The sequence below is a fragment of the Sphingopyxis sp. H073 genome (genome assembly GCF_001468395.1).
Taxonomy (GTDB): Bacteria; Pseudomonadota; Alphaproteobacteria; order Sphingomonadales; family Sphingomonadaceae; genus Sphingopyxis.
The window spans coordinates 30,606-49,334 of the sequence record NZ_LNSG01000003.1; the positions used below are offsets into that span (position 1 = coordinate 30,606).

The 18,729-nt window shown below is 64.1% G+C and carries 17 protein-coding genes; 5 read left to right on the forward strand and 12 right to left on the reverse strand.

All coding sequences use genetic code 11. The annotated features are described in order from the left end of the window. Nucleotides 1-19: 19 nt before the first annotated feature. The gene (locus tag ATE64_RS05720) at nucleotides 20-1,018 is read left to right on the forward strand and encodes a 2OG-Fe(II) oxygenase (RefSeq protein ID WP_058456459.1); all 999 of its coding nucleotides are present in this window, start codon (nucleotides 20-22) and stop codon (nucleotides 1,016-1,018) included. Between the two features lie 6 nt (nucleotides 1,019-1,024). Here the strand turns inward: ATE64_RS05720 and alr are convergent, their stop codons facing one another. Together alr and ATE64_RS05730 are read right to left on the reverse strand one after the other, a co-directional pair. Then, complete coding sequence (alr, locus tag ATE64_RS05725) at nucleotides 1,025-2,068, reverse strand: alanine racemase (protein ID WP_058456458.1); 1,044 nt, start codon at nucleotides 2,066-2,068, stop codon at nucleotides 1,025-1,027. Nucleotides 2,069-2,108: 40 nt separating this feature from the next. Beyond that, on the reverse strand, nucleotides 2,109-3,752 hold the full coding sequence (locus ATE64_RS05730) for an MFS transporter (RefSeq protein WP_058456457.1): 1,644 nt from the start codon (nucleotides 3,750-3,752) through the stop codon (nucleotides 2,109-2,111). 194 nt (nucleotides 3,753-3,946) lie between these two features. Between ATE64_RS05730 and ATE64_RS05735 the strand changes: the two genes are divergently transcribed. Next, entirely contained in the window at nucleotides 3,947-4,714 is a 768-nt protein-coding gene (locus ATE64_RS05735) for a cyclase family protein (protein ID WP_058456456.1), read from the forward strand. 403 nt (nucleotides 4,715-5,117) lie between these two features. On the opposite strand, the gene ATE64_RS05740 is transcribed toward ATE64_RS05735, so the two are convergent. Beyond that, on the reverse strand, nucleotides 5,118-5,525 hold the full coding sequence (locus ATE64_RS05740; RefSeq protein ID WP_058456455.1) for an MAPEG family protein: 408 nt from the start codon (nucleotides 5,523-5,525) through the stop codon (nucleotides 5,118-5,120). Nucleotides 5,526-5,645: 120 nt separating this feature from the next. Between ATE64_RS05740 and ATE64_RS05745 the strand changes: the two genes are divergently transcribed. Continuing rightward, on the forward strand, nucleotides 5,646-7,019 hold the full coding sequence (locus ATE64_RS05745) for a peptide MFS transporter (RefSeq protein WP_058456454.1): 1,374 nt from the start codon (nucleotides 5,646-5,648) through the stop codon (nucleotides 7,017-7,019). On the opposite strand, the gene ATE64_RS05750 is transcribed toward ATE64_RS05745, so the two are convergent. The 8 genes from ATE64_RS05750 to ATE64_RS05785 form a co-directional block, all read right to left on the reverse strand. Continuing rightward, nucleotides 7,016-7,387, reverse strand: a complete 372-nt coding sequence (locus ATE64_RS05750) for a tRNA-binding protein (protein ID WP_058456453.1) — start codon at nucleotides 7,385-7,387, stop codon at nucleotides 7,016-7,018. The two genes, ATE64_RS05745 and ATE64_RS05750, sit on opposite strands and share 4 nt — an antisense overlap. 4 nt (nucleotides 7,388-7,391) lie before the next feature. After that, complete coding sequence (locus tag ATE64_RS05755; RefSeq protein ID WP_058456452.1) at nucleotides 7,392-9,398, reverse strand: acetyl/propionyl/methylcrotonyl-CoA carboxylase subunit alpha; 2,007 nt, start codon at nucleotides 9,396-9,398, stop codon at nucleotides 7,392-7,394. After that, nucleotides 9,398-9,613 carry a hypothetical protein gene (locus tag ATE64_RS05760; protein ID WP_058456451.1) on the reverse strand — a complete coding sequence of 72 codons (216 nt, stop codon included), beginning with the start codon at nucleotides 9,611-9,613 and terminating at the stop codon, nucleotides 9,398-9,400. The genes ATE64_RS05755 and ATE64_RS05760 overlap by 1 nt, the downstream gene beginning before the upstream one ends. Then, the gene (bioB, locus tag ATE64_RS05765; RefSeq protein WP_231729092.1) at nucleotides 9,610-10,728 is read right to left on the reverse strand and encodes a biotin synthase BioB; all 1,119 of its coding nucleotides are present in this window, start codon (nucleotides 10,726-10,728) and stop codon (nucleotides 9,610-9,612) included. The genes ATE64_RS05760 and bioB overlap by 4 nt, the downstream gene beginning before the upstream one ends. After that, nucleotides 10,725-12,872, reverse strand: a complete 2,148-nt coding sequence (gene scpA, locus ATE64_RS05770; RefSeq protein ID WP_058456450.1) for a methylmalonyl-CoA mutase — start codon at nucleotides 12,870-12,872, stop codon at nucleotides 10,725-10,727. The genes bioB and scpA overlap by 4 nt, the downstream gene beginning before the upstream one ends. A gap of 196 nt (nucleotides 12,873-13,068) precedes the next feature. Next, the gene (gene mce / locus ATE64_RS05775; protein WP_058456449.1) at nucleotides 13,069-13,509 is read right to left on the reverse strand and encodes a methylmalonyl-CoA epimerase; all 441 of its coding nucleotides are present in this window, start codon (nucleotides 13,507-13,509) and stop codon (nucleotides 13,069-13,071) included. Continuing rightward, complete coding sequence (locus ATE64_RS05780) at nucleotides 13,506-13,835, reverse strand: contact-dependent growth inhibition system immunity protein (RefSeq protein WP_156417345.1); 330 nt, start codon at nucleotides 13,833-13,835, stop codon at nucleotides 13,506-13,508. The genes mce and ATE64_RS05780 overlap by 4 nt, the downstream gene beginning before the upstream one ends. 23 nt (nucleotides 13,836-13,858) lie before the next feature. Further along, nucleotides 13,859-15,391 carry an acyl-CoA carboxylase subunit beta gene (locus ATE64_RS05785; protein WP_058456447.1) on the reverse strand — a complete coding sequence of 511 codons (1,533 nt, stop codon included), beginning with the start codon at nucleotides 15,389-15,391 and terminating at the stop codon, nucleotides 13,859-13,861. A 108-nt stretch (nucleotides 15,392-15,499) separates the two neighbouring features. On the opposite strand from ATE64_RS05785, the gene ATE64_RS05790 reads away from it, so the two are divergent. Then, nucleotides 15,500-16,909: a helix-turn-helix transcriptional regulator gene (locus ATE64_RS05790; RefSeq protein WP_058456446.1), complete on the forward strand. Its 1,410-nt coding sequence runs from the start codon at nucleotides 15,500-15,502 to the stop codon at nucleotides 16,907-16,909. On the opposite strand, the gene ATE64_RS05795 is transcribed toward ATE64_RS05790, so the two are convergent. After that, nucleotides 16,906-17,799, reverse strand: coding sequence for a LysR family transcriptional regulator (locus ATE64_RS05795; protein WP_058456445.1), 894 nt, complete (start codon nucleotides 17,797-17,799; stop codon nucleotides 16,906-16,908). The genes ATE64_RS05790 and ATE64_RS05795 overlap by 4 nt on opposite strands. Nucleotides 17,800-17,916: 117 nt before the next feature. On the opposite strand from ATE64_RS05795, the gene ATE64_RS05800 reads away from it, so the two are divergent. Continuing rightward, nucleotides 17,917-18,702: an SDR family oxidoreductase gene (locus tag ATE64_RS05800; RefSeq protein ID WP_058456444.1), complete on the forward strand. Its 786-nt coding sequence runs from the start codon at nucleotides 17,917-17,919 to the stop codon at nucleotides 18,700-18,702. Nucleotides 18,703-18,729: the final 27 nt, after the last annotated feature.

Here is an 18,729-nt window from a genome sequence, read left to right on the forward strand (position 1 = left end):
TCCTTCGGTAGGAGGCGACATGGTCACTCCAGCCTCCCTCTCGATCCGCGCGCGGCGGCTGCTCGAAGCCGGCGACACCGCGCAAGCCATCGAGCTGGTATCCGACGCCGCGCGGCGCGGCGATGGCGAGGCGCTCAACGAGCTTGGCCTGTGGCATGTCTATGGACAGCCTTTGCAGCGCGACTTTGCCCGGGCGCGGTTGTTTTTCGGTCATGCCGGTCGCGCGGGGTACCAGCCCGCGACAACCACCTATGCCGTTTTTGTCGCACTCGGCGCCGGCGGCGAACCCAGATGGAAGGAAGCCTTCGAGTTACTCGAAGCCGCTGCGCCCGAAGACGCAATGGCGGCGCGGCAGGTCGAACTGTTGCGCGCGATGGATATTGGCGGCGACGGTCGGCCGCAATCCCTGCCCCCGGAGGAGGTGCTCGCACGGTCACCGGTCGCAGCCCGTCGACGCGCCCTATTCTCGCCCGCGGAATGCGCGCACGTTATCGACCTTGCGAAACCGTTTCTCGCACCGTCGGTCGTTGTCGATTCCCGGACCGGACGGCAAAGCCCCAATCCGATCCGCACCTCGTTCAACGCCGTACTGGGACCGATCCAGCAGGATCTGGTGCTCCATGCGCTCAATCTGCGCCTCGCCGCGGCCACAGGCACCGACGTCGAGGCCGGCGAGCCGCTGATCGTCCTCCGTTACGAACCCGGACAGCAATATCGCGAGCATCATGATTGCCTGCCCGGCGAAGCCAACCAGCGCGTCCGCACGGCGATCGTCTATCTGAACGAGGATTATCAGGGCGGCGAAACGAGTTTTCCCGCAGCGGGCCTCGACATCAAGGGGCGCACCGGTGACATGCTCACCTTCGCGAACACGCGCCCCGACGGCCAGGTCGATCTGGACAGCCGCCACATCGGGCAGGCCGTCACCAAGGGGACGAAGTGGATCTGCACGCGCTGGATCCGGCGCGCGCGCTTCGATCCGTGGGGGCTGCGCACCCCTTCGCCGCTGATCCGGTAGTGGGCGTCAGTCCCAGACGCGCTCGAACCGCGCGCCGAGCCCGGTCAGCAGTTCATATTGCGACAGCCCGCTTTGCGCCGCAACCGAAGGCAGGTCATAATCGATCGTCAGCCAGTCGCCTTCGGCGGCGTCCGGGGCTCCGCTCGCGTCGAAGGCGATCAGATCCATCGAGACGCGCCCGATCAAGGGCAACGCCTGCCCTTCCCGCGTCGCACCGCCGATCCCGGCATGGCAACGCAGATAACCGTCGGCATAGCCCATATTGGCAATGACCACGGGCGTGTCGCGCTGCGCGGTCCAGGTCGCGCCATACCCCACCGTCTCGCCCGCACGCGCAACGCGTCGCTGGATGATGCGCGCCTCGGGATAGGCGACCTGCCGGATATGTCCGTCGGCGGACGCGCGGGGAATCCCGCCGTAGAGCGCCAGCCCGGGCCGCGTCAGGTCGAAGCCATAGTCGGGGCCAAGGCAGATGCCCGCGCTGTTCGCAAGACTGTAACGCCGCGCCGGAACACGCGCGCGGACCGCACGAAAGGCCGTCAGCTGCCGCGCATTCTGATCGCTGTCCTCATCTGCCGACGCGAGATGGCTGAGCAACGTTTCGATTGCGAGGCCGTCGAGCGCGCCACTCGCGGCCTCCTCGGGACGCAGGCCGAGACGGTTCATGCCGGTATCGACCATCACGTCGCATGGCCGCCCCTCCCCTCCTTCGCGCCAGCGCAGCGCCTGTTCGACGCTGCACAGCACCGGACGCGCCGGGAGGGTGCGGGCAGCGACCATATCGCTCGCGCCGACGCCGTGAAGGACCGACAGCGACACGTCGCCGGCGAGCGGCATCAGCGCCGCCGCCTCGCTCCAGCTCGCGACGAAGAAGTCGCGGCATCCCGCCGTGGCGAGATGGCGCATCACCTCGCGCGCGCCAAGGCCATATCCGTTCGCCTTGATCGCCGCGCCGCACGCCTTGCCCCCTTGCGCCGCCAGCCAGCGCCAGTTGGAAACGAGCGCGGCGGAATCGAGGCGGAGACGCAGCGGCGATGCAATATCGATCATGCCCAAGCCCCTAGACGGCTTTACCGGCAGCGCCAATGGGTCAGGCGGCATCGCCCGCGGACGGTGCCGGCTTGTCCCACTGCCCCTCGACCGGCTCTTTCAGCAGGAAGACCGACACGAGGAACGCGACCAGCACCACGACCCAGGTGTACCACAGCCCGGCATAGGCATTGCCCGTCTTGGCGACGATGAAACTCGCGATCAGCGGCAGGAAACCGCCGAAATAGCCGGTGCCGAGGTGATAAGGGATCGACAGCGACGAATAGCGGACATGCGGCGGGAACATTTCGGACAGCAGCGCCGCGACAGGGCCATAGGTGAAGCCCGACAGCGCACTGAGCCCGAGTAGCGCGACGAGGATGACCGCCATGCCGAACGGCGCCGGAATCTGCTTGTCGAAGCCATAGCCTATCGCCTCGAGCGCGGGTTTGAGCAGCACCGGATCTTCGCTCGCGACCTCGCGGTCGCCGATCATCACCTTCACGCTGTCGAACCCCGTTTCGTTCGACACGACCTGGTAGGGAACACCCAGCTTGGTGAGCTCGCCGAGTGTCTTGCCGCACGCAGTTTCCTGCGTCTGCGCAAAGGGATCGAAGCTGCACTTGGATCCCGTGACGACGACCGGCGCCTTTTCCGCCGCCGCGGTCAGCGCCGGATTGCCGACGCTGCCCATCAGCCAGAAGAGCGGAAAGAGCAACACCAGCGTCGCGGCGTAGCCCCAGACGATCGGCTTCTTGCGCCCGATGCGGTCGGACAGGCGTCCCGCCAGGAGAAAGAATCCCATGCCCAGCGCTGCGGCGATCCCGACGATGATTTCGGCGGCCGTATCCTCGACCTTCATCGGCCCTTTGAGGAAGGAGAGGCCGGAGAACATTGCGGTATACCAGATCACCGTCAGACCTGCCGCGATGCCGAACAGTGCAACGAAGATGCGTTTCGGATTGCCGGGGTAGGTGAAGCTTTCCTTGATCGGATTCTTCGCGATCTCACCCTCGGCCTTCATCGCCTGGAACACCGGGCTTTCGGAGAGTTTGAGACGCATCCACAGCGAAATCGCGAGCAGGATGAGCGACAGCAGGAACGGAACACGCCAGCCCCAGCTTTCCCACACGGCGTCCGGCATCATCGCCTTGCAGCCAAGAACGACAATCAGGCTGAGGACAAAGCCGCCAACGACGCTCGCCTGAATGAAGCTGGTATAGAAGCCGCGTTTTTCAGGCGGCGAATGCTCCGCCACATAGACCGCCGCGCCGCCATATTCGCCGCCGAGCGCAAGACCCTGCAGAATACGGAGCAGCAACACGATGACTGGCGCCGTGAAGCCGATCGTTGCGGCAGACGGGATCATGCCGACGCCTGCGGTCGCGATACCCATCAGGGTCACTGTCACGAGAAAGGTGTATTTGCGGCCCAGGCGGTCACCCAGAAAGCCGAACAGCACGGCGCCGAGCGGACGGAAGCCGAAGCCGACCGCGAAGCCCGCCCAGACGAGCAGGATTTCGAGCGTGGCATTATCGCTAGGGAAAAAGGCCTTGCCGATGATCGCCGCGAGCGTGCCATAGATGAAGAAATCATACCATTCGAAGATCGTCCCCGCCGACGAGGCGGCGATGACCATGCGGATATCCTTCGCGGTCGGCTGGTAGGCGGCGGCGTGGTCGGCGGCCGCGGCGGCGTCGGTCATAAACTCTCCCTTGGCCTCTCGGGCCTGTCCCCCTCCCGCTCGCATCGAGCGAAGTCGAGATGCCTTGACGGCGTACACGCCCGATGGGTGTCTCGAATTGGCTCGACACGAACGGGTTTGGGCCGGTGTAGCTGTCCGGCGGCGCCGCGCAAGCCTTCTTGGCGCAGCGTCATTCCGGTGGCAGACTGCGCGCCATGCAGTTCATCGACCTCTCGATCCCGATAACCAACGATGTCGTCTCCGACCCGCCGGTGATGCGCCCGCAGATCACATACATGACGCACGAAAATACGTGGGAACAGATCGCGATGTTCTTTCCCGGACTGACGAAGGACGACCTGCCCGACGGCGAAGGCTGGGCGGTCGAGAGTCTGACGCTCAGCACGCACAACGGCACGCACATGGATGCGCCGTGGCATTTCCATTCGACGACCGACGCCGGCGCCAGCGCCGCGCCGAGCATCGACGAGGCGCCGCTCGACCTGTTCTTCCGTCCCGGCGTGAAACTGGACTTTTCCAACCGCCCTGCGGGGCACGTCGTGAGCGGGGCCGAGGTCGAAGCCGAGCTGGCGCGGATCGGCCACGCGCTTCAGCCGCTCGACATCGTGCTCGTCCAGTCTGGCGCGGTCTATGGCACCGACAATTTCACCGATCAGGGCTGCGGCATGGGCGCCGAAGCGACGCTATATCTGACCGAGCGCGGGGTCAAAGTCGTCGGCACCGACGCATGGAGCTGGGACGCGCCGTTCAGCCACACGGCCAGGCGCTGGGCCGAAACGCGCGACCCGTCGATCATCTGGGAAGGCCATAAGGCGGGGCGGATCAGGCCCTATTACCAGATAGAGAAATTGACAAACCTCGCCGCCCTGCCCTCCACCGGCTGGACGCTGAGCTGCTTCCCGGTGAAGATCGAGCGCGCCAGCGCGGGCTGGATCCGCGCGGTGGCGCTGGTCGAGGATTGAACGCGGGTTTTTGTATGTCCGCAATCGACCGAAAGCTGACCTATCTTTCATCGTCACCCTGAACTCGTTTCAGGGTCCATGGTCTGCCGTTTCCTTCAACGCAGCGGCCGATGAGAGGTCGGCCCATGGATGCTGAAACAAGTTCAGCATGACGAGCTTGGGGCGACCGCTTCCCACCCCAAACCCGCCATCGCCTTCAAATAGGCCTTTCCTACATTATCCGGCTGTGTCAGCTTTCATCTGGTGGGCAAAGGCGGTCGCCGGGTACGGCCGCGGGCGAGATGCGTTCGGCAATTTTCCCGGTCCAGAACGGGGCGCGCAATGGGCTGAACTTTCCTGAACTTTGAAAAATCCATGCCGCGATGACCAGGCAAGGCATGGCCGCGCCCACCCCGAAGTCGCCCTATAAATTGAGCGTCGCGAGCATCCACAGCGTCCACAGGCTGAGTGCGAGCAGCGTGCCGAAGGTTGCGACGACGCCGACCTGCCGCCCCAGCGGCGCCTCGCCGGGTTCCGACGGCGTGTATAGGCCGATCACATGCGCGACGCGGCCGATCAGGAAGATCGCGCCGATGATCATCAGCGCCAGATGATTGGCGCGAACCGTCTCGAGCAGGCCAAGCAGGATGATCGTGATCGGCGCATATTCGGCAAGGTTGCCGTGCGCGCGGCTGGCGCTGATCAGCTTCGGATCGCCATGGTCGCCAAACGCGGCCTTCAGACGCAAGCGCTGGCGCACCGTGTCGATCGCGGTGACGAGCAGCAGCAGTGCGCAGACCGCCGCAACGAACGCAGTTACCGGTAAAGTCATCGACCCTCTCCCCTTGTTTGCCCGCGCGCAGCCTAAGCCGGTCGTTCGTCGAACGCCACTGGCAAGTTTCAGGTGAAACTTTACCGTCGCGGGACACCAGAATGACCGGGGAGTGACTGAATGACCATCGCCGAGGCGACGCCCGATTTCGAGGCGGACCGCAACGATCGCGCCTTTCTGGGGCACCCCAAGGGACTTGGCTACCTCGCCTTCGTCGAGGGGTGCGAACGTTTTTCCTATTATTCGATGCAGACCTTGCTCGTGCTCTACATGGTCAAATATCTGCTGTTGCCCGAGAATGCGGCGGGGGTGATCGGGCTGTCGGCGCTGCGCGACTGGTATGGCGGGATCGACGGCCAGCCGCTCGCGTCGAAGATTTTCGGCGACTATACCTCGCTGGTCTATCTGACCCCGATTGCCGGCGGCTTCATTGCCGACCGCTGGCTGGGTCGGCGCACGACCTTGATCCTTGGCGGCCTGTTCATGGCGGTCGGCCATTTCCTGATGGCGTTCGAAGGCGCGTTCCTCTTCGCGCTGCTCGCGCTGATCGTCGGCGTGGGGCTGTTCAAGGGCAATATCGCGAGCCAGGTCGGTGAGCTTTATGGCCCCAACGACCTCCGCCGCGCGATGGCGTTCCAGATCTTCTATATCGCGATCAACGTCAGCGTCATCGTCGCGCCGCTGATTTCGGGGACGCTGGGCGAGAAGGTTGGCTGGCACTGGGGCTTCGGCACCGCGGGCGTGGTGATGGTCGCGGGGCTGATCCTGTACATCTACGCCAAGCCCTGGTTGCCCGCCGAGAGCCGCGAGCTTCGTGCGGAGAAGGCTCGGAAGCCAAGGGAACCGTTGACGCGGGACGATTGGATACGCGTAGCCGCGCTGCTGATCCTCGTGCCCGCGCTGGCGGTCGCGCTGCTCACCAATCAGGAGATTTTCAACGCCTATCTCGTCTGGGCCGACCAGCATTTTCAGCTGACCTTCTTCGGAACGACGCTGCCGACAAGCTACATGATCACGATCGACGCCACGGCAAGCTTCTCGATGCTGGTTGCGGTTGCGGCCTTCTATGTCTGGTACGGCAAACGCTACAAGGAGCCCGACGAGCTCGGCAAGATGATCATCGGCAGCCTCTTCACCATCGCGGGCGGGCTTTGCCTGTTCACGGCGGCAGCGGCGCAGGGCGATGGCAAGATCGGGCTGTTCTGGCCGGTCATGTTTCACCTGTTTAACAGCATCGGCTTCGCGCACATCCTGCCGGTCAGCCTCGCGCTCTTCACCAAGGTCGCGCCGCGCGCGCTCAACGCGACGGTGGTCGGCATCTATTATCTCGCCTTCTTCGGGGCGAACAAGATCGTCGGCGAGGTCGGCGGCTGGTATTCGTCGATGCCGACGACGAGCTTCTGGCTGTTCCACGTCGCGACGGCGGTGGTCGGGCTGGTCGCCTTCGTGCTGTTCAAGCTCTTCCTCGGGAAGCGACTGACGACAGCCGCCTAGAAGAGGCGCGAGCCATTCGGCACCGCTCGGTCGGGCGCGAAGAGGATTACCGCGCCCTTTTCGTCGGCAAATCCCAAGGTCAGCACTTCGGACATGAACTTGCCGATCTGGCGCGGCGGGAAGTTGACCACCGCGGCGACCTGCCGCCCCGCCAGCTCTTCGAGCGTGTAGCGGTCGACGATCTGCGCGCTGCTCTTCCTGATGCCGATGGCGGGGCCGAAGTCGATCTTCAATTTAAACGCGGGTTTGCGCGCCTCGGGAAAGGGCTCGGCCTCGACGATCGTGCCGATACGGATGTCGACCTTCAGGAACTCGTCGAAGGCGATTGGGTCGGCCGCAGGGGCATCCTGATCGTGATGGGCGTGCAAGGCCTCACTCCATCTCAAGAATGATCTCATCGACCGCCAGACTGTCGCCTTGCGCCGCGTTGACGCTTTTCACGACGCCCGACTTTTCGGCGCGGAGGATGTTTTCCATCTTCATTGCCTCGACCGTCGCAAGCGGCTGGCCCGCCTCGACCTTGTCGCCTTCGCCGACGTGGAGCGCGACGAGCAGACCCGGCATCGGGCAGATTAGGAATTTCGACAGATCAGGCGGGATCTTCTCGATCATATGACCCGCCAGCGGCGCAATATGCCAGGGGAGTACGCGGACGTCGTGAATATGTCCGCGCGTCGTCATCTTCCAGCCTGCGCGGGTTTTCGCGACCTTCACAGCCAGCTCGCTATCATCGATTTCGGCAACGACGAGCCGGTCGCCCGGCGTATATTCGAGCGCGATGTCGATCTTGTCGCCGTCGACCTTGATATGCTTCTCGCCGATCTTGACCTTGTGGGCCGTGCCGTCGATCGACACCTGCCACTTCGCCGGCGGTTCGAGCCGGTCGCCGAGCTGGCCGTCGGTGCGCCGCGCGCGGTCGGCCTCGGCGCTCGCCATGAAGCCCGCGATCGCGGCGAGTGCGCGCGTGATCTTCGAATCGGTCGGGGCGCCGTGGAAGCCTTCAGGATATTCCTCGGCGATAAAGCCCGTCGTCAGCTCGCCCGAGCGGAAGCGCGGATGCTGCATGATCGCCGAGACGAAATCGATATTGTGGCCAAGGCCTTCGAGTTCAAACCGGTCGAGCGCTGCGATCTGCAAATCGGCGGCCTCGTCGCGCGTCTCGCCCCACGTCACCAACTTGGCGATCATCGGGTCGTAGAAGATCGACACCTCGCCGCCCTCCTCGACCCCGGCATCGACACGCACGCCATCGACGCCGCGCTCGTCGCCTTCCCATGCGGGAACCGGCGTGCGGTAGCGGACAAGGCGCCCGGTCGAGGGCAGGAAGCCGCGATAGGGATCCTCGGCATAAACGCGGTTCTCGATCGCCCAGCCGTCGATCTTGATATCGTCCTGCGTCATTTCGAGCTTTTCGCTCGCGGCGACGCGGATCATCTGTTCGACGAGGTCGATGCCGGTAATCGCCTCGGTCACCGGATGCTCGACCTGCAGCCGCGTGTTCATTTCGAGGAAGTAAAAGCTTTCGCCCGTCGGGTCGGCACCCGACACGATCAGTTCGACCGTGCCCGCGCTATAATAGCCGACCGCGCGCGCGAGCGCGACGCACTGCTCGCCCATCGCCTGCCGCATCTTGGGCGTGACGAAGGGCGACGGCGCCTCCTCGACCACCTTCTGGTGGCGGCGCTGGATGCTGCACTCGCGCTCGTTCAAATAGAGGATATTGCCATGCTGGTCGCCGAGGATCTGGATCTCGATGTGCCGCGGATTGAGGATGAATTTCTCGATAAACACGCGGTCGTCGCCGAAGCTGTTGAGCCCTTCGCGCTTGGTCGCCTCAAAGCCCTCGCGGACGTCCTTTTCGTCATAGGCGAGGCGCATCCCCTTGCCGCCGCCACCCGCCGACGCCTTCATCATCACCGGATAGCCGATCTCGTTCGAAATCTCGACCGCATGCTCGGTGTCGCGGATCTCGCCAATGAAGCCGGGGACGACATTGACCCCCGCTTCCTTCGCGAGCTTCTTCGACTCGATCTTGTCGCCCATCGCGGCGATCGCGTTCACCGGCGGGCCGATGAAGGCGATGTTTTCCTTGGCGAGTGCCTCGGCAAAGCTGGTGCGTTCGGACAGGAAACCATAGCCCGGATGCACCGCCTCGGCGCCTGTCGCCTTGCACGCGGCGATGATCTTGTCGGCGATCAGATAGGATTCGGATGCGGGCGACGGGCCGATATGCACGGCCTCGTCGGCCATCTGCACGAACGGCGCGCGCGCGTCGGCGTCCGAATAGACGGCCACCGTGGCGATGCCCATGCGCCGCGCGGTCTTGATGACGCGGCAGGCGATTTCGCCGCGATTGGCGATCAGGATTTTCTTGAACACTAGGGCCTCCGAATAAAGCCAACGACGGCCGAACCGAAAATGAAGATAAAAAACAGGCCGATGATGAACAGCGGCATGGATGAGGTAACGGGAGAATTCTTAGCGATACGCACCGCGATGCCGAGGACGACAAGCGCGATGGCTCCACACACAGCAAAGCTGAGCAGCGAAGAGACCCCCGCGAGCAATTTTTTCCAGATCGGAACGGACTTCACTCCGCCGCTTCCATCCGCATCGGCTCTTCGCTCTCCATCGGCCGCAGCCCCAGCTTCGCGAACAGCGCCGCGTCGGCATTGTCGCCCGCGTTCGCGGTCGTCAGCAGCTTGTCGCCGGTGAAGATGCTGTTCGCGCCCGCCATGAAGCAGAGCGCCTGCGTCGCCTCCGACATGCTTTCACGGCCTGCCGACAGGCGCACCATACTGCGCGGCATGGTGATCCGCGCCACCGCGACGGTGCGGACGAACTCGATATCGTCGATTTTCGCGAGCGGCGTGTCCGCCAGCATGTCGCCCAGCACGGTGCCCTTCACCGGCACCAGCGCGTTGATCGGCACGCTGCCGGGATGTTCGGGCAGGGTCGCGAGCGCGTGGATGAAGCCGACGCGGTCGGCGCGCGTTTCGCCCATGCCGACGATGCCGCCCGAGCAGACATTGATCCCGGCGCTGCGCACTTCTTCCAGCGTGTCGAGCCGTTCCTGAAAGGTGCGCGTCGTGATGACATTGCCGTAATGTTCCGGCGAGGTGTCGATATTATGGTTGTAATAATCGAGCCCCGCAACCGCGAGCGTTTGCGCCTGTTCCTTGCTGAGCATCCCCAGCGTCATGCAGGTTTCCATGCCCATCGCGCGCACGCCCTCGATCATCTCGACGATCGCGGGCATGTCGCGGTCCTTGGGGTTACGCCAGGCGGCGCCCATGCAGAAGCGCTGCGACCCCGAATCCTTCGCCTGCGCCGCGGCTTGCAGCACCGCGCGCACATCCATCAGCTTGGTGGCTTTCAGCCCGCTGTCGGCGCTTTTGCTTTGCGAGCAATAGCCGCAATCCTCGACGCAGCCACCGGTCTTGATGCTGAGCAAGGTGCAAAGCTGGATCTCACCGCGCGCGTGGTGGCGGCGGTGGACGCCCTGCGCCTCCCACATCAAATCGTCGAACGGCAGATCGAACAGGTCGGCGATTTCCTCGCGGGTCCAGTTGTACCGACACTCGTCGGTACACCCCCGCGAAGGCGGGGGCCCATCACCTGCCCGCGCAGCAAATGCGGCGTCAGATACAGGCACCTGGTGATGGGCCCCTGCCTTCGCAGGGGCACGGGTGGTTCGGGTAGTGGTCATGCGGCATCCTCCAAGGGGGGCATATTATGGCCAAGCAAACGCAGCACATCGGCCGCGCATTCGACGACGTTGGAGCCGGGGCCATAGATGCCCTGCACGCCCGCGTCGCGGAGATAGTCATAATCCTGCGGCGGAATGACGCCGCCCGCGATCACCTTGATGTCGCTGCGGCCCGCTTCGCGAAGCTTGTTGATCAGCTCGGGGATCAGCGTCTTGTGCCCCGCGGCAAGGCTCGACGCGCCGACAACGTCAACCCCGCTGTCGAGCGCCAGCACCACCGTCTCGTCGGGGGTCTGGAACAGCGGCCCCGACACGATGTCGAACCCCATGTCGCCAAACGCCGATGCGATGACATTCGCGCCGCGGTCGTGCCCATCCTGCCCCATCTTCGCTACCAGCAGCTTGGGTTTGCGGCCGAGTCGCCGCGTGACCGCCTCGACCCCGTCGAGCACCTGCGCCCAGCGCGCATCGCCCTCATAAGGCGCCGCATAGACGCCCTTCACCGGAGTCGGCTGGGTGGCATAACGGTCGAAACTTTCCTCCATCGCCGAGCTGATTTCGCCGAGCGTCGCGCGCGCGCGGGCAGCTTCGACAGCGAGCGCGAGCAGGTTGTTCTCGATGCTCGACGGTTTCGCCGCGCCATCGCGCAGCGCGGTCAGCGCCGCCTGACACGCCGCCTCGTCGCGCTCGGCCTTGGTTTTCTTGATTCTCGCGATCTGCCCCTCGCGCACCTTGGCATTATCGACCTCGAGGGTTTCGAGCAGATCCTCATCCTTCAGGCGATATTTGTTCACGCCCACGATGACATCGTCGCCGCGATCGACCCGCGCCTGCCGCGCCGCGGCGGCGGTTTCGATCATCGCCTTGGGCCAGCCTGCCGCGACCGCCTTCGCCATGCCGCCTTCGGCCTGGACACGGTCGATGATCTCCTGCGCCTTGTCGACCAGCTCCTGCGTCAGCGCCTCGACGTAATAGCTACCACCCAGCGGATCGACGACCTTGGTCATCCCCGTCTCTTCCTGAATCACAATCTGGGTGTTGCGCGCGATGCGCGCCGAGAAATCGGTGGGCAGCGCAATCGCCTCGTCGAGCGCGTTGGTGTGCAGCGACTGGGTGCCGCCCAGCATCGCCGCCATCGCCTCGATCGTCGTGCGCATGACATTGTTGTACGGGTCCTGCTCGGTCAGGCTGACCCCCGACGTCTGGCAGTGCGTACGCAGCATCTTCGACCGCTCGTCCTTGGCGCCGAGGTTGGTCATCACGCGGTGCCACAGCACGCGCGCGGCGCGCAGCTTCGCGATCTCCATGAAGAAGTTCATGCCGATCGCGAAGAAGAAGCTGAGGCGCCCGGCGAACTTGTCGATGTCGAGGCCGCTGGCGACGCCGTAGCGCACATATTCGGCGCCGTCGGCGATCGTGAAGGCGAGCTCCTGCACCTGCGTCGCGCCGGCTTCCTGCATATGATAGCCGCTGATTGAAATGCTGTTGAACTTCGGCATCTCGCGCGACGTGTAGCCGAAAATGTCGCTGATGATCCGCATCGAGGGCTCGGGCGGGTAGATATAGGTGTTGCGGACCATGAACTCCTTGAGGATGTCGTTCTGGATGGTCCCGTCGAGCAATTTACGGTCGACCCCCTGCTCCTCGCCCGCGACGATGAAGAAGGCGAGGATGGGGATCACCGCGCCGTTCATCGTCATCGACACCGACATCTGATCGAGCGGGATGCCGTCGAAGAGGATTTTCATATCCTCGACGCTGTCGATCGCGACGCCCGCCTTGCCGACGTCGCCGACGACGCGCGGATGGTCGCTGTCATAACCGCGGTGCGTGGCGAGGTCGAACGCGACGCTCAGGCCCTTCTGGCCGGCGGCGAGGTTGCGGCGATAGAAGGCGTTCGATTCCTCAGCGGTCGAAAAGCCTGCATATTGCCGTATCGTCCACGGCCGCCCCGCATACATCGACGCGCGCACCCCGCGCGTGAAGGGCGCGAAACCGGGCAGGCCGGGGTCGGTCATGACATCCTCGGCCGTGTAGAGCGGCTTGACGCCGATCCCCTCGGGCGTGTGCCAGGTGAGGTCCTTGCCCTTCACTTCCTTGGCAGCGGCTTCGGCCCATTGGTCGAGGGTGGGTTTGTCGGTCATAATTCAGTTCCTAACCCCCTCTCCCCTTGTGGGAGAGGGTTGCGAAAACTTGGCAGCTTGCTGCCTAGTTGAAGCTGGGTGAGGGGTTGCGGTCCAAAGGACCGCGCGAGCTTCGCTCGCAACCCCTCATCCAAGTCCGGCTAGTCAGCAAGCTGACAAGCCTCCCTATCCTTCTCCCACAAGGGGAGAAGGTCTATCAATGCGCACCCTTCGGCGTCTCCATAATCTCGGTCAGCACCCCGCCCATATCCTTGGGGTGGAGGAAGAAAATCAAAGTCCCGTGGGCCCCGATCCGCGGTTCGCCGAGCACCCGCTTGCCCATCGCTTCGAACTCGGCCTTGGCGGCATGGATATCGGGGACTTCGTAGCACATATGATGCTGCCCCCCCGCCGGGTTCTTCTCCAGAACCCCCGCGATCGAGACATTGCCCGGCAGCGGCTCGATCAGCTCGATCTGCGTCCCGTTGAGCGCCCCGTCCGCCCCCGGCGTATCGACGAAGCACACCTTAACCCCCTGCTCGGGCAGGTCGAACGGTTCATGGATCTTCGTCGCGCCCATCACATCGCGGTAAAAGACGATGCTGTCGGCAATCGACGGCGTCGCAACGCCGATATGGTTGAGGCGGCCTAGTTTCATGGCTTCCAGTCTTTCACTTCTTTCCGGATCGAAACGACAAGCCTGTCGTAAACCAAGTTCATGAACTGTCGTGCTTCTAGAGGCGTGTCGAACCAAACTTCGACCCCAAGGCCATCATTGATCGCCGGCCTTGGATCAGCATTCGAGCCCTCAACGGCATTCCAATTCCACCACTGTCGTGCCACGGCTTGACGCTGTTCCAAACTATGCTCGGCGATAGCTAAATCGACGGCAGCCTCCGGCGTTCCGCTATCCTCTGGCCAATCCTGATGAAGGTAAGCCCCGAGAAACTGATAGAGGTGCGGCCACCGCTCTTCGGCGTTCAATCGCCTCTGCCTCGTCGCGCGTGTCATAGCGGAATATTATCGTGCTTCTTCCACGGATTCTCCAACTGCTTGTTCCGCAGCTTCCGCAGCCCCAGTGCGATCCGCCGCCGCGTCGAATGCGGATAGATCACCTCGTCGATATACCCCCGCTGCGCCGCCACGAAGGGGTTGGCGAAACGGTCCTCATATTCTTTAGTGCGCTCGGCGATCTTTTCGGGGTCTCCGATGTCGCTGCGGAAGATGATCTCGACCGCGCCCTTCGCGCCCATCACCGCGATCTCGGCGGTCGGCCAGGCATAGTTCAAATCGCCGCGCAGATGCTTCGACGCCATCACGTCGTACGCGCCGCCATAGGCCTTGCGCGTGATCACTGTGATCTTCGGCACCGTCGCCTCGGCATAGGCGAAGAGCAGCTTCGCGCCATGCTTGATGATGCCGTTATATTCCTGCGCGGTGCCGGGCAGGAAGCCGGGCACGTCGACGAAGGTGATGATCGGAATCTCGAACGCGTCGCAGAAGCGGACGAAGCGCGCCGCCTTCTTCGACGAATTGATGTCGAGCACGCCTGCGAGCACCAGCGGCTGGTTCGCGACGATGCCGATCGTGCGCCCCTCGATACGGCCGAAACCGCAGATGATGTTCGCGGCATGCGCCGGCTGCACCTCGAAGAAATCGCCCTCGTCGACCGTCTTCCGGATCAGCTCGTGCATGTCATACGGCTGGTTCGCATTCGGCGGGATCAGCGTGTCGAGGCTCATTTCGGCGCGGTCGAACGGGTCGCTCGTCGGGCGCACCGGCACGCCGCTGCGGTTATTCTCAGGAAGATAGTCGAAGAAATCACGCGTCGCGAGCAGCGCCTCGATGTCGTTCTCGAACGCGATGTCGGCGACCGAGCTTTTCGTCGTGTGCGTGATCGCGCCGCCGAGTTCTTCCTGCGTCACCACCTCGTTGGTCACCGTCTTCACGACATCGGGGCCGGTGACGAACATATACGAGCTGTCCTTCACCATGAAGATGAAGTCGGTCATCGCCGGGCTGTACACTGCGCCGCCTGCGCACGGGCCCATGATCAGGCTGATCTGCGGCACCACGCCCGACGCCAGCACATTTTTCTGGAACACCTCGGCATAGCCGCCGAGCGAGGCGACGCCCTCCTGAATACGCGCACCGCCGCTGTCGTTGAGGCCGATCACCGGCGCCCCGACGAGCATCGCCTTGTCCATGACCTTGCAGATCTTCTCGGCATGGCGTTTCGACAGCGAGCCGCCGAAGACGGTGAAATCCTGACTGAAGACATAGACGAGGCGGCCATTGATCGTCCCCGATCCGGTGACGACGCCGTCGCCCGGAACCTTCTGATCCTGCATCCCGAAATCGACGCAATCATGCTCGACATAGGTGTCGAGTTCCTCGAACGAGCCTTCGTCGAGCAGCACGTCGAGCCGCTCGCGCGCCGTCAGCTTGCCCTTGGCATGCTGCGCATCGATGCGCTTCTGGCCGCCCCCAAGGGCGGCGGCGGCGCGGCGGCGTTCCATTTCGGCGATATTGGCGGACACTCGGCTTCTCCGTCAGAATGGGAATGTGCCGTCTGCGCCGAATGCCCGGTTCATGCAAATGTGAATTTGCAAAGTTGCAAAGTCCAAGTTTGCAAAGTATCGAAGCGCATGGCCCGCCAACGCATCTTCGCCGGCAACCGGCTGCGGCAGCTACGCAGCGAGCGCGGTATCCGTCAGGCCGAGTTCGCCGAAACGCTGGGAATCTCGACCTCCTACCTTAGCCAGATCGAGCACGACGACCGTCCGCTGACGCCAGCGTTGCTCGACCGGCTGCAAAAGCTGTTCCCGCTCGAATGGGAAGAAGTCGCCGCGGATGCGGGCGATCGCCGCGCTGGCGCATTGCGCGAAGCCGCCGCCGATCCGCTCTTCGCTGCATCGCCCCTGCCTCCCGAACAGCTCGAGCGCGCGGCGCTCCAGCAACCGCAGTTCGCCGACCAGTTCGTCGCACTCCACGCCGCCTATCGCCGTGCGGGACAGCGGCTCCAGATCATCGACGAGGCGCTGACCGGCGGCACCGCCGAGGGGAGCCGCCTGCCATGGGAAGAGGTGCGCGACTGGTTTCACGACGCGGGCAATTATGTCGACAGCATCGACCGCGCGGCGGAGGCGCTCGCGGAGCAGCTGCGCGGCAAGGAGCCGTCGCCCGCGGTCGAGACGATCGAGCGGCGGCTGCGCGACGCGCTCGGCATCTCGATCGTCTATCAGCAGACTATCAGCCTACGCGATTTCGACGCCACGATGCGGCATCTGGTGATCGATCCATCCCAGCCCGCTGAAAGCCGACGCTTCCAGCTTGCGCACCAACTCGCGGCACTCGCACTGGCGGACGAGATTGCTACGGTCGTCGAAGCCTCGCCGCTCCGTACTGCGGCGGCGCGACAGTTGCTCCACGTCGGGCTTGCCAACTACGCCGCGGGTGCGGTGCTGATGCCTTACGCCCCGTTCCGCGCCAGCGCGCGCGCCGTGCGCCACGACATAGACCGGCTGCGGCTCGAATATGGCGTCAGCTTCGAACAGGCATGCCATCGCCTTTCGACGCTTCAGCGTCCCGGCGCGCGCGGGATTCCGATGTTCTTCTGCCGCGTCGACATGGCAGGCAATATCACCAAGCGGCACAGCGCTACACGCCTGCAATTCGCGCGCTTCGGCGGCGCCTGTCCGCTCTGGATTGTGCACGAGGCGGCGGCGATCCCCGACCGCATCCTGTTCCAGCTTGCCGAGACACCCGATGGCCTCCGCTATGTTTCGATGGCGAAGGGGCTGGTGAAACCCTCGGGCAGTTATGCGCGATCCCCACGCCGCTATGCCGTCGCGCTGGGGTGCGAGGCGCAATATGCTGCGGATTTCGTGTACGCCGACGGGGTCGACGTTACCGCACCGCAGGCCGCGACGCGCATCGGCCTCTCATGCCGCATCTGCCCGCGCGACGATTGCGATCAGCGAGCCTTTCCGCCGAGCGACCGCCCGATCCTGGTCGATCCAGACCGGCGCGATGTCGTGCCGTACCGGATCGGCTAGGGCGCGATCACCAACTCCTCGTCGAGGAAATCGAGGAAAGCACGAATGCGCGCCGCGGCACGATCTTCGGGCGCGTAGAGTGCGTGAATATCCTCGCCGTCGCCGGGGTGGTAATCGCCGAGCACTTCGACCAGCCGCCCTGCCGCAAGATCGCCCGCGACATGAAAATGGCCGTGGCGCGAAATACCGCCGCCCGCTACCGCAATCTGCCGCACCATATCCCCCGAATTGCCGAAGAAGCTGCCATGTACCGGGCGGTGAACGACGCGCCCGCCGATACGGAAAGGCCAACTGTCGATCGACCGGCGAAAGCTGAAGCGCAGGCAGTCGTGCGCGTCGAGATCGTCGGGCGTCTGCGGCGTACCGCGCCGCGCGAGATAAGCGGGGCTCGCGACCAGCGCCATGCGGCTGTGCCCGAGTTTCTTGGCGCGCAGGCTCGTGTCGCGAAGCGGGCCGATCCGGATCGCGATGTCGGCGCGCTCCTCGACCAGATCGACGATCGCGTCGGATAATGCCAAGTCGAGAATGATCTCGGGATAGCGCGCCATGAAGCGCGGCAGGATCGGCAGCAACGGCACGCCGATCGACGGCGAGGCGTTGATGCGCAGCAGCCCCCGCGGGCCTTGCTTGTCACGGCCAAGGCCGTTTTCGACCGTCTCGATCTCGGCGAGCAGCACGCTCATCCGGTCGCGATACGCGCTTCCCTCGGCGGTGAGCGCGAGCGAGCGCGTCGTCCGGCGGAACAGGATCGTGCCGAGCCGCTCTTCGAGCCGGGCGATACTGCGGCTAACCGCCGAAGGCGTAAGTCGCAGCGCCTTGGCGCCCGCGGCAAAGCTGCCACCGCTCGCCACCGCAAGGAAGGTCTCGATATCGCCGAACCGGTTGTCCATCGTCATTCCTGATTTTGAATCACCACTGAAGTGATAAAGCGCATTCTAATCAACAATGGGACGAAACGCTATCTTCGGCGCATCGAACAAGCACCAACGCGTGAAAGGAATTCACTCATGGACCTGAAACTCAAGGGCAAGACCGCCATCGTCACCGGATCGACCGCGGGCATCGGCTATGCGATCGCCAAGCGCCTCGCCGAAGAGGGCGTAGAAGTCGTCATCACCGGACGCAACCAGGCGAAGCTCGACGAAGCGGCGGAGGAGCTGTCGCGATCGGGCACGATCCGCGCCGTCCTCGCCGACCCTGCCACGGCCGAGGGTGCCGATGCGCTGATCGCCGCGGTTCCCGCGACCGATATTCTCGTCAACAATCTCGGCATCTATGAGGCCAAGTCTTTCGCAGAGATCAGCGACGCCGACTGGCACCATATTTTCGAGGTGAATGTGGTCAGCGGCGCGCGGCTGTCGCGGCATTATTTTCCGAAGATGCTGGAGAAAAATTGGGGCCGCGTAATCTTCATCGCCAGCGAGAGCGGCCTGCTGCCACCCGCCGAGATGATCCACTACGGCATGACCAAGACCGCGCAGCTGACGATCGCGCGCGGCCTTGCCGAACAGACGCGGGGTACGGGTGTTACCGTCAACACGGTGCTGCCGGGGCCGACGCGCTCGGAAGGCATCGTCGACTTCATCCGCTCGGTTGTCTCGAACCCCGACGCGCCCGAAGCCGAGCGTGAAAAGGCCTTCTTTGAGGAACTGCGTCCGCTGTCGCTGATCCGCCGCTTGATCGAAGCTGACGAGATCGGATCGATGGTGACCTATCTCGCCAGCCCGCTCGCCGCGGTGACCAACGGCGCCGCAATCCGCGCCGAGGGCGGGATCGTCCCGACGATCGCGTAAGAGTCTCCCCTCCCGCGTGCGGGAGGG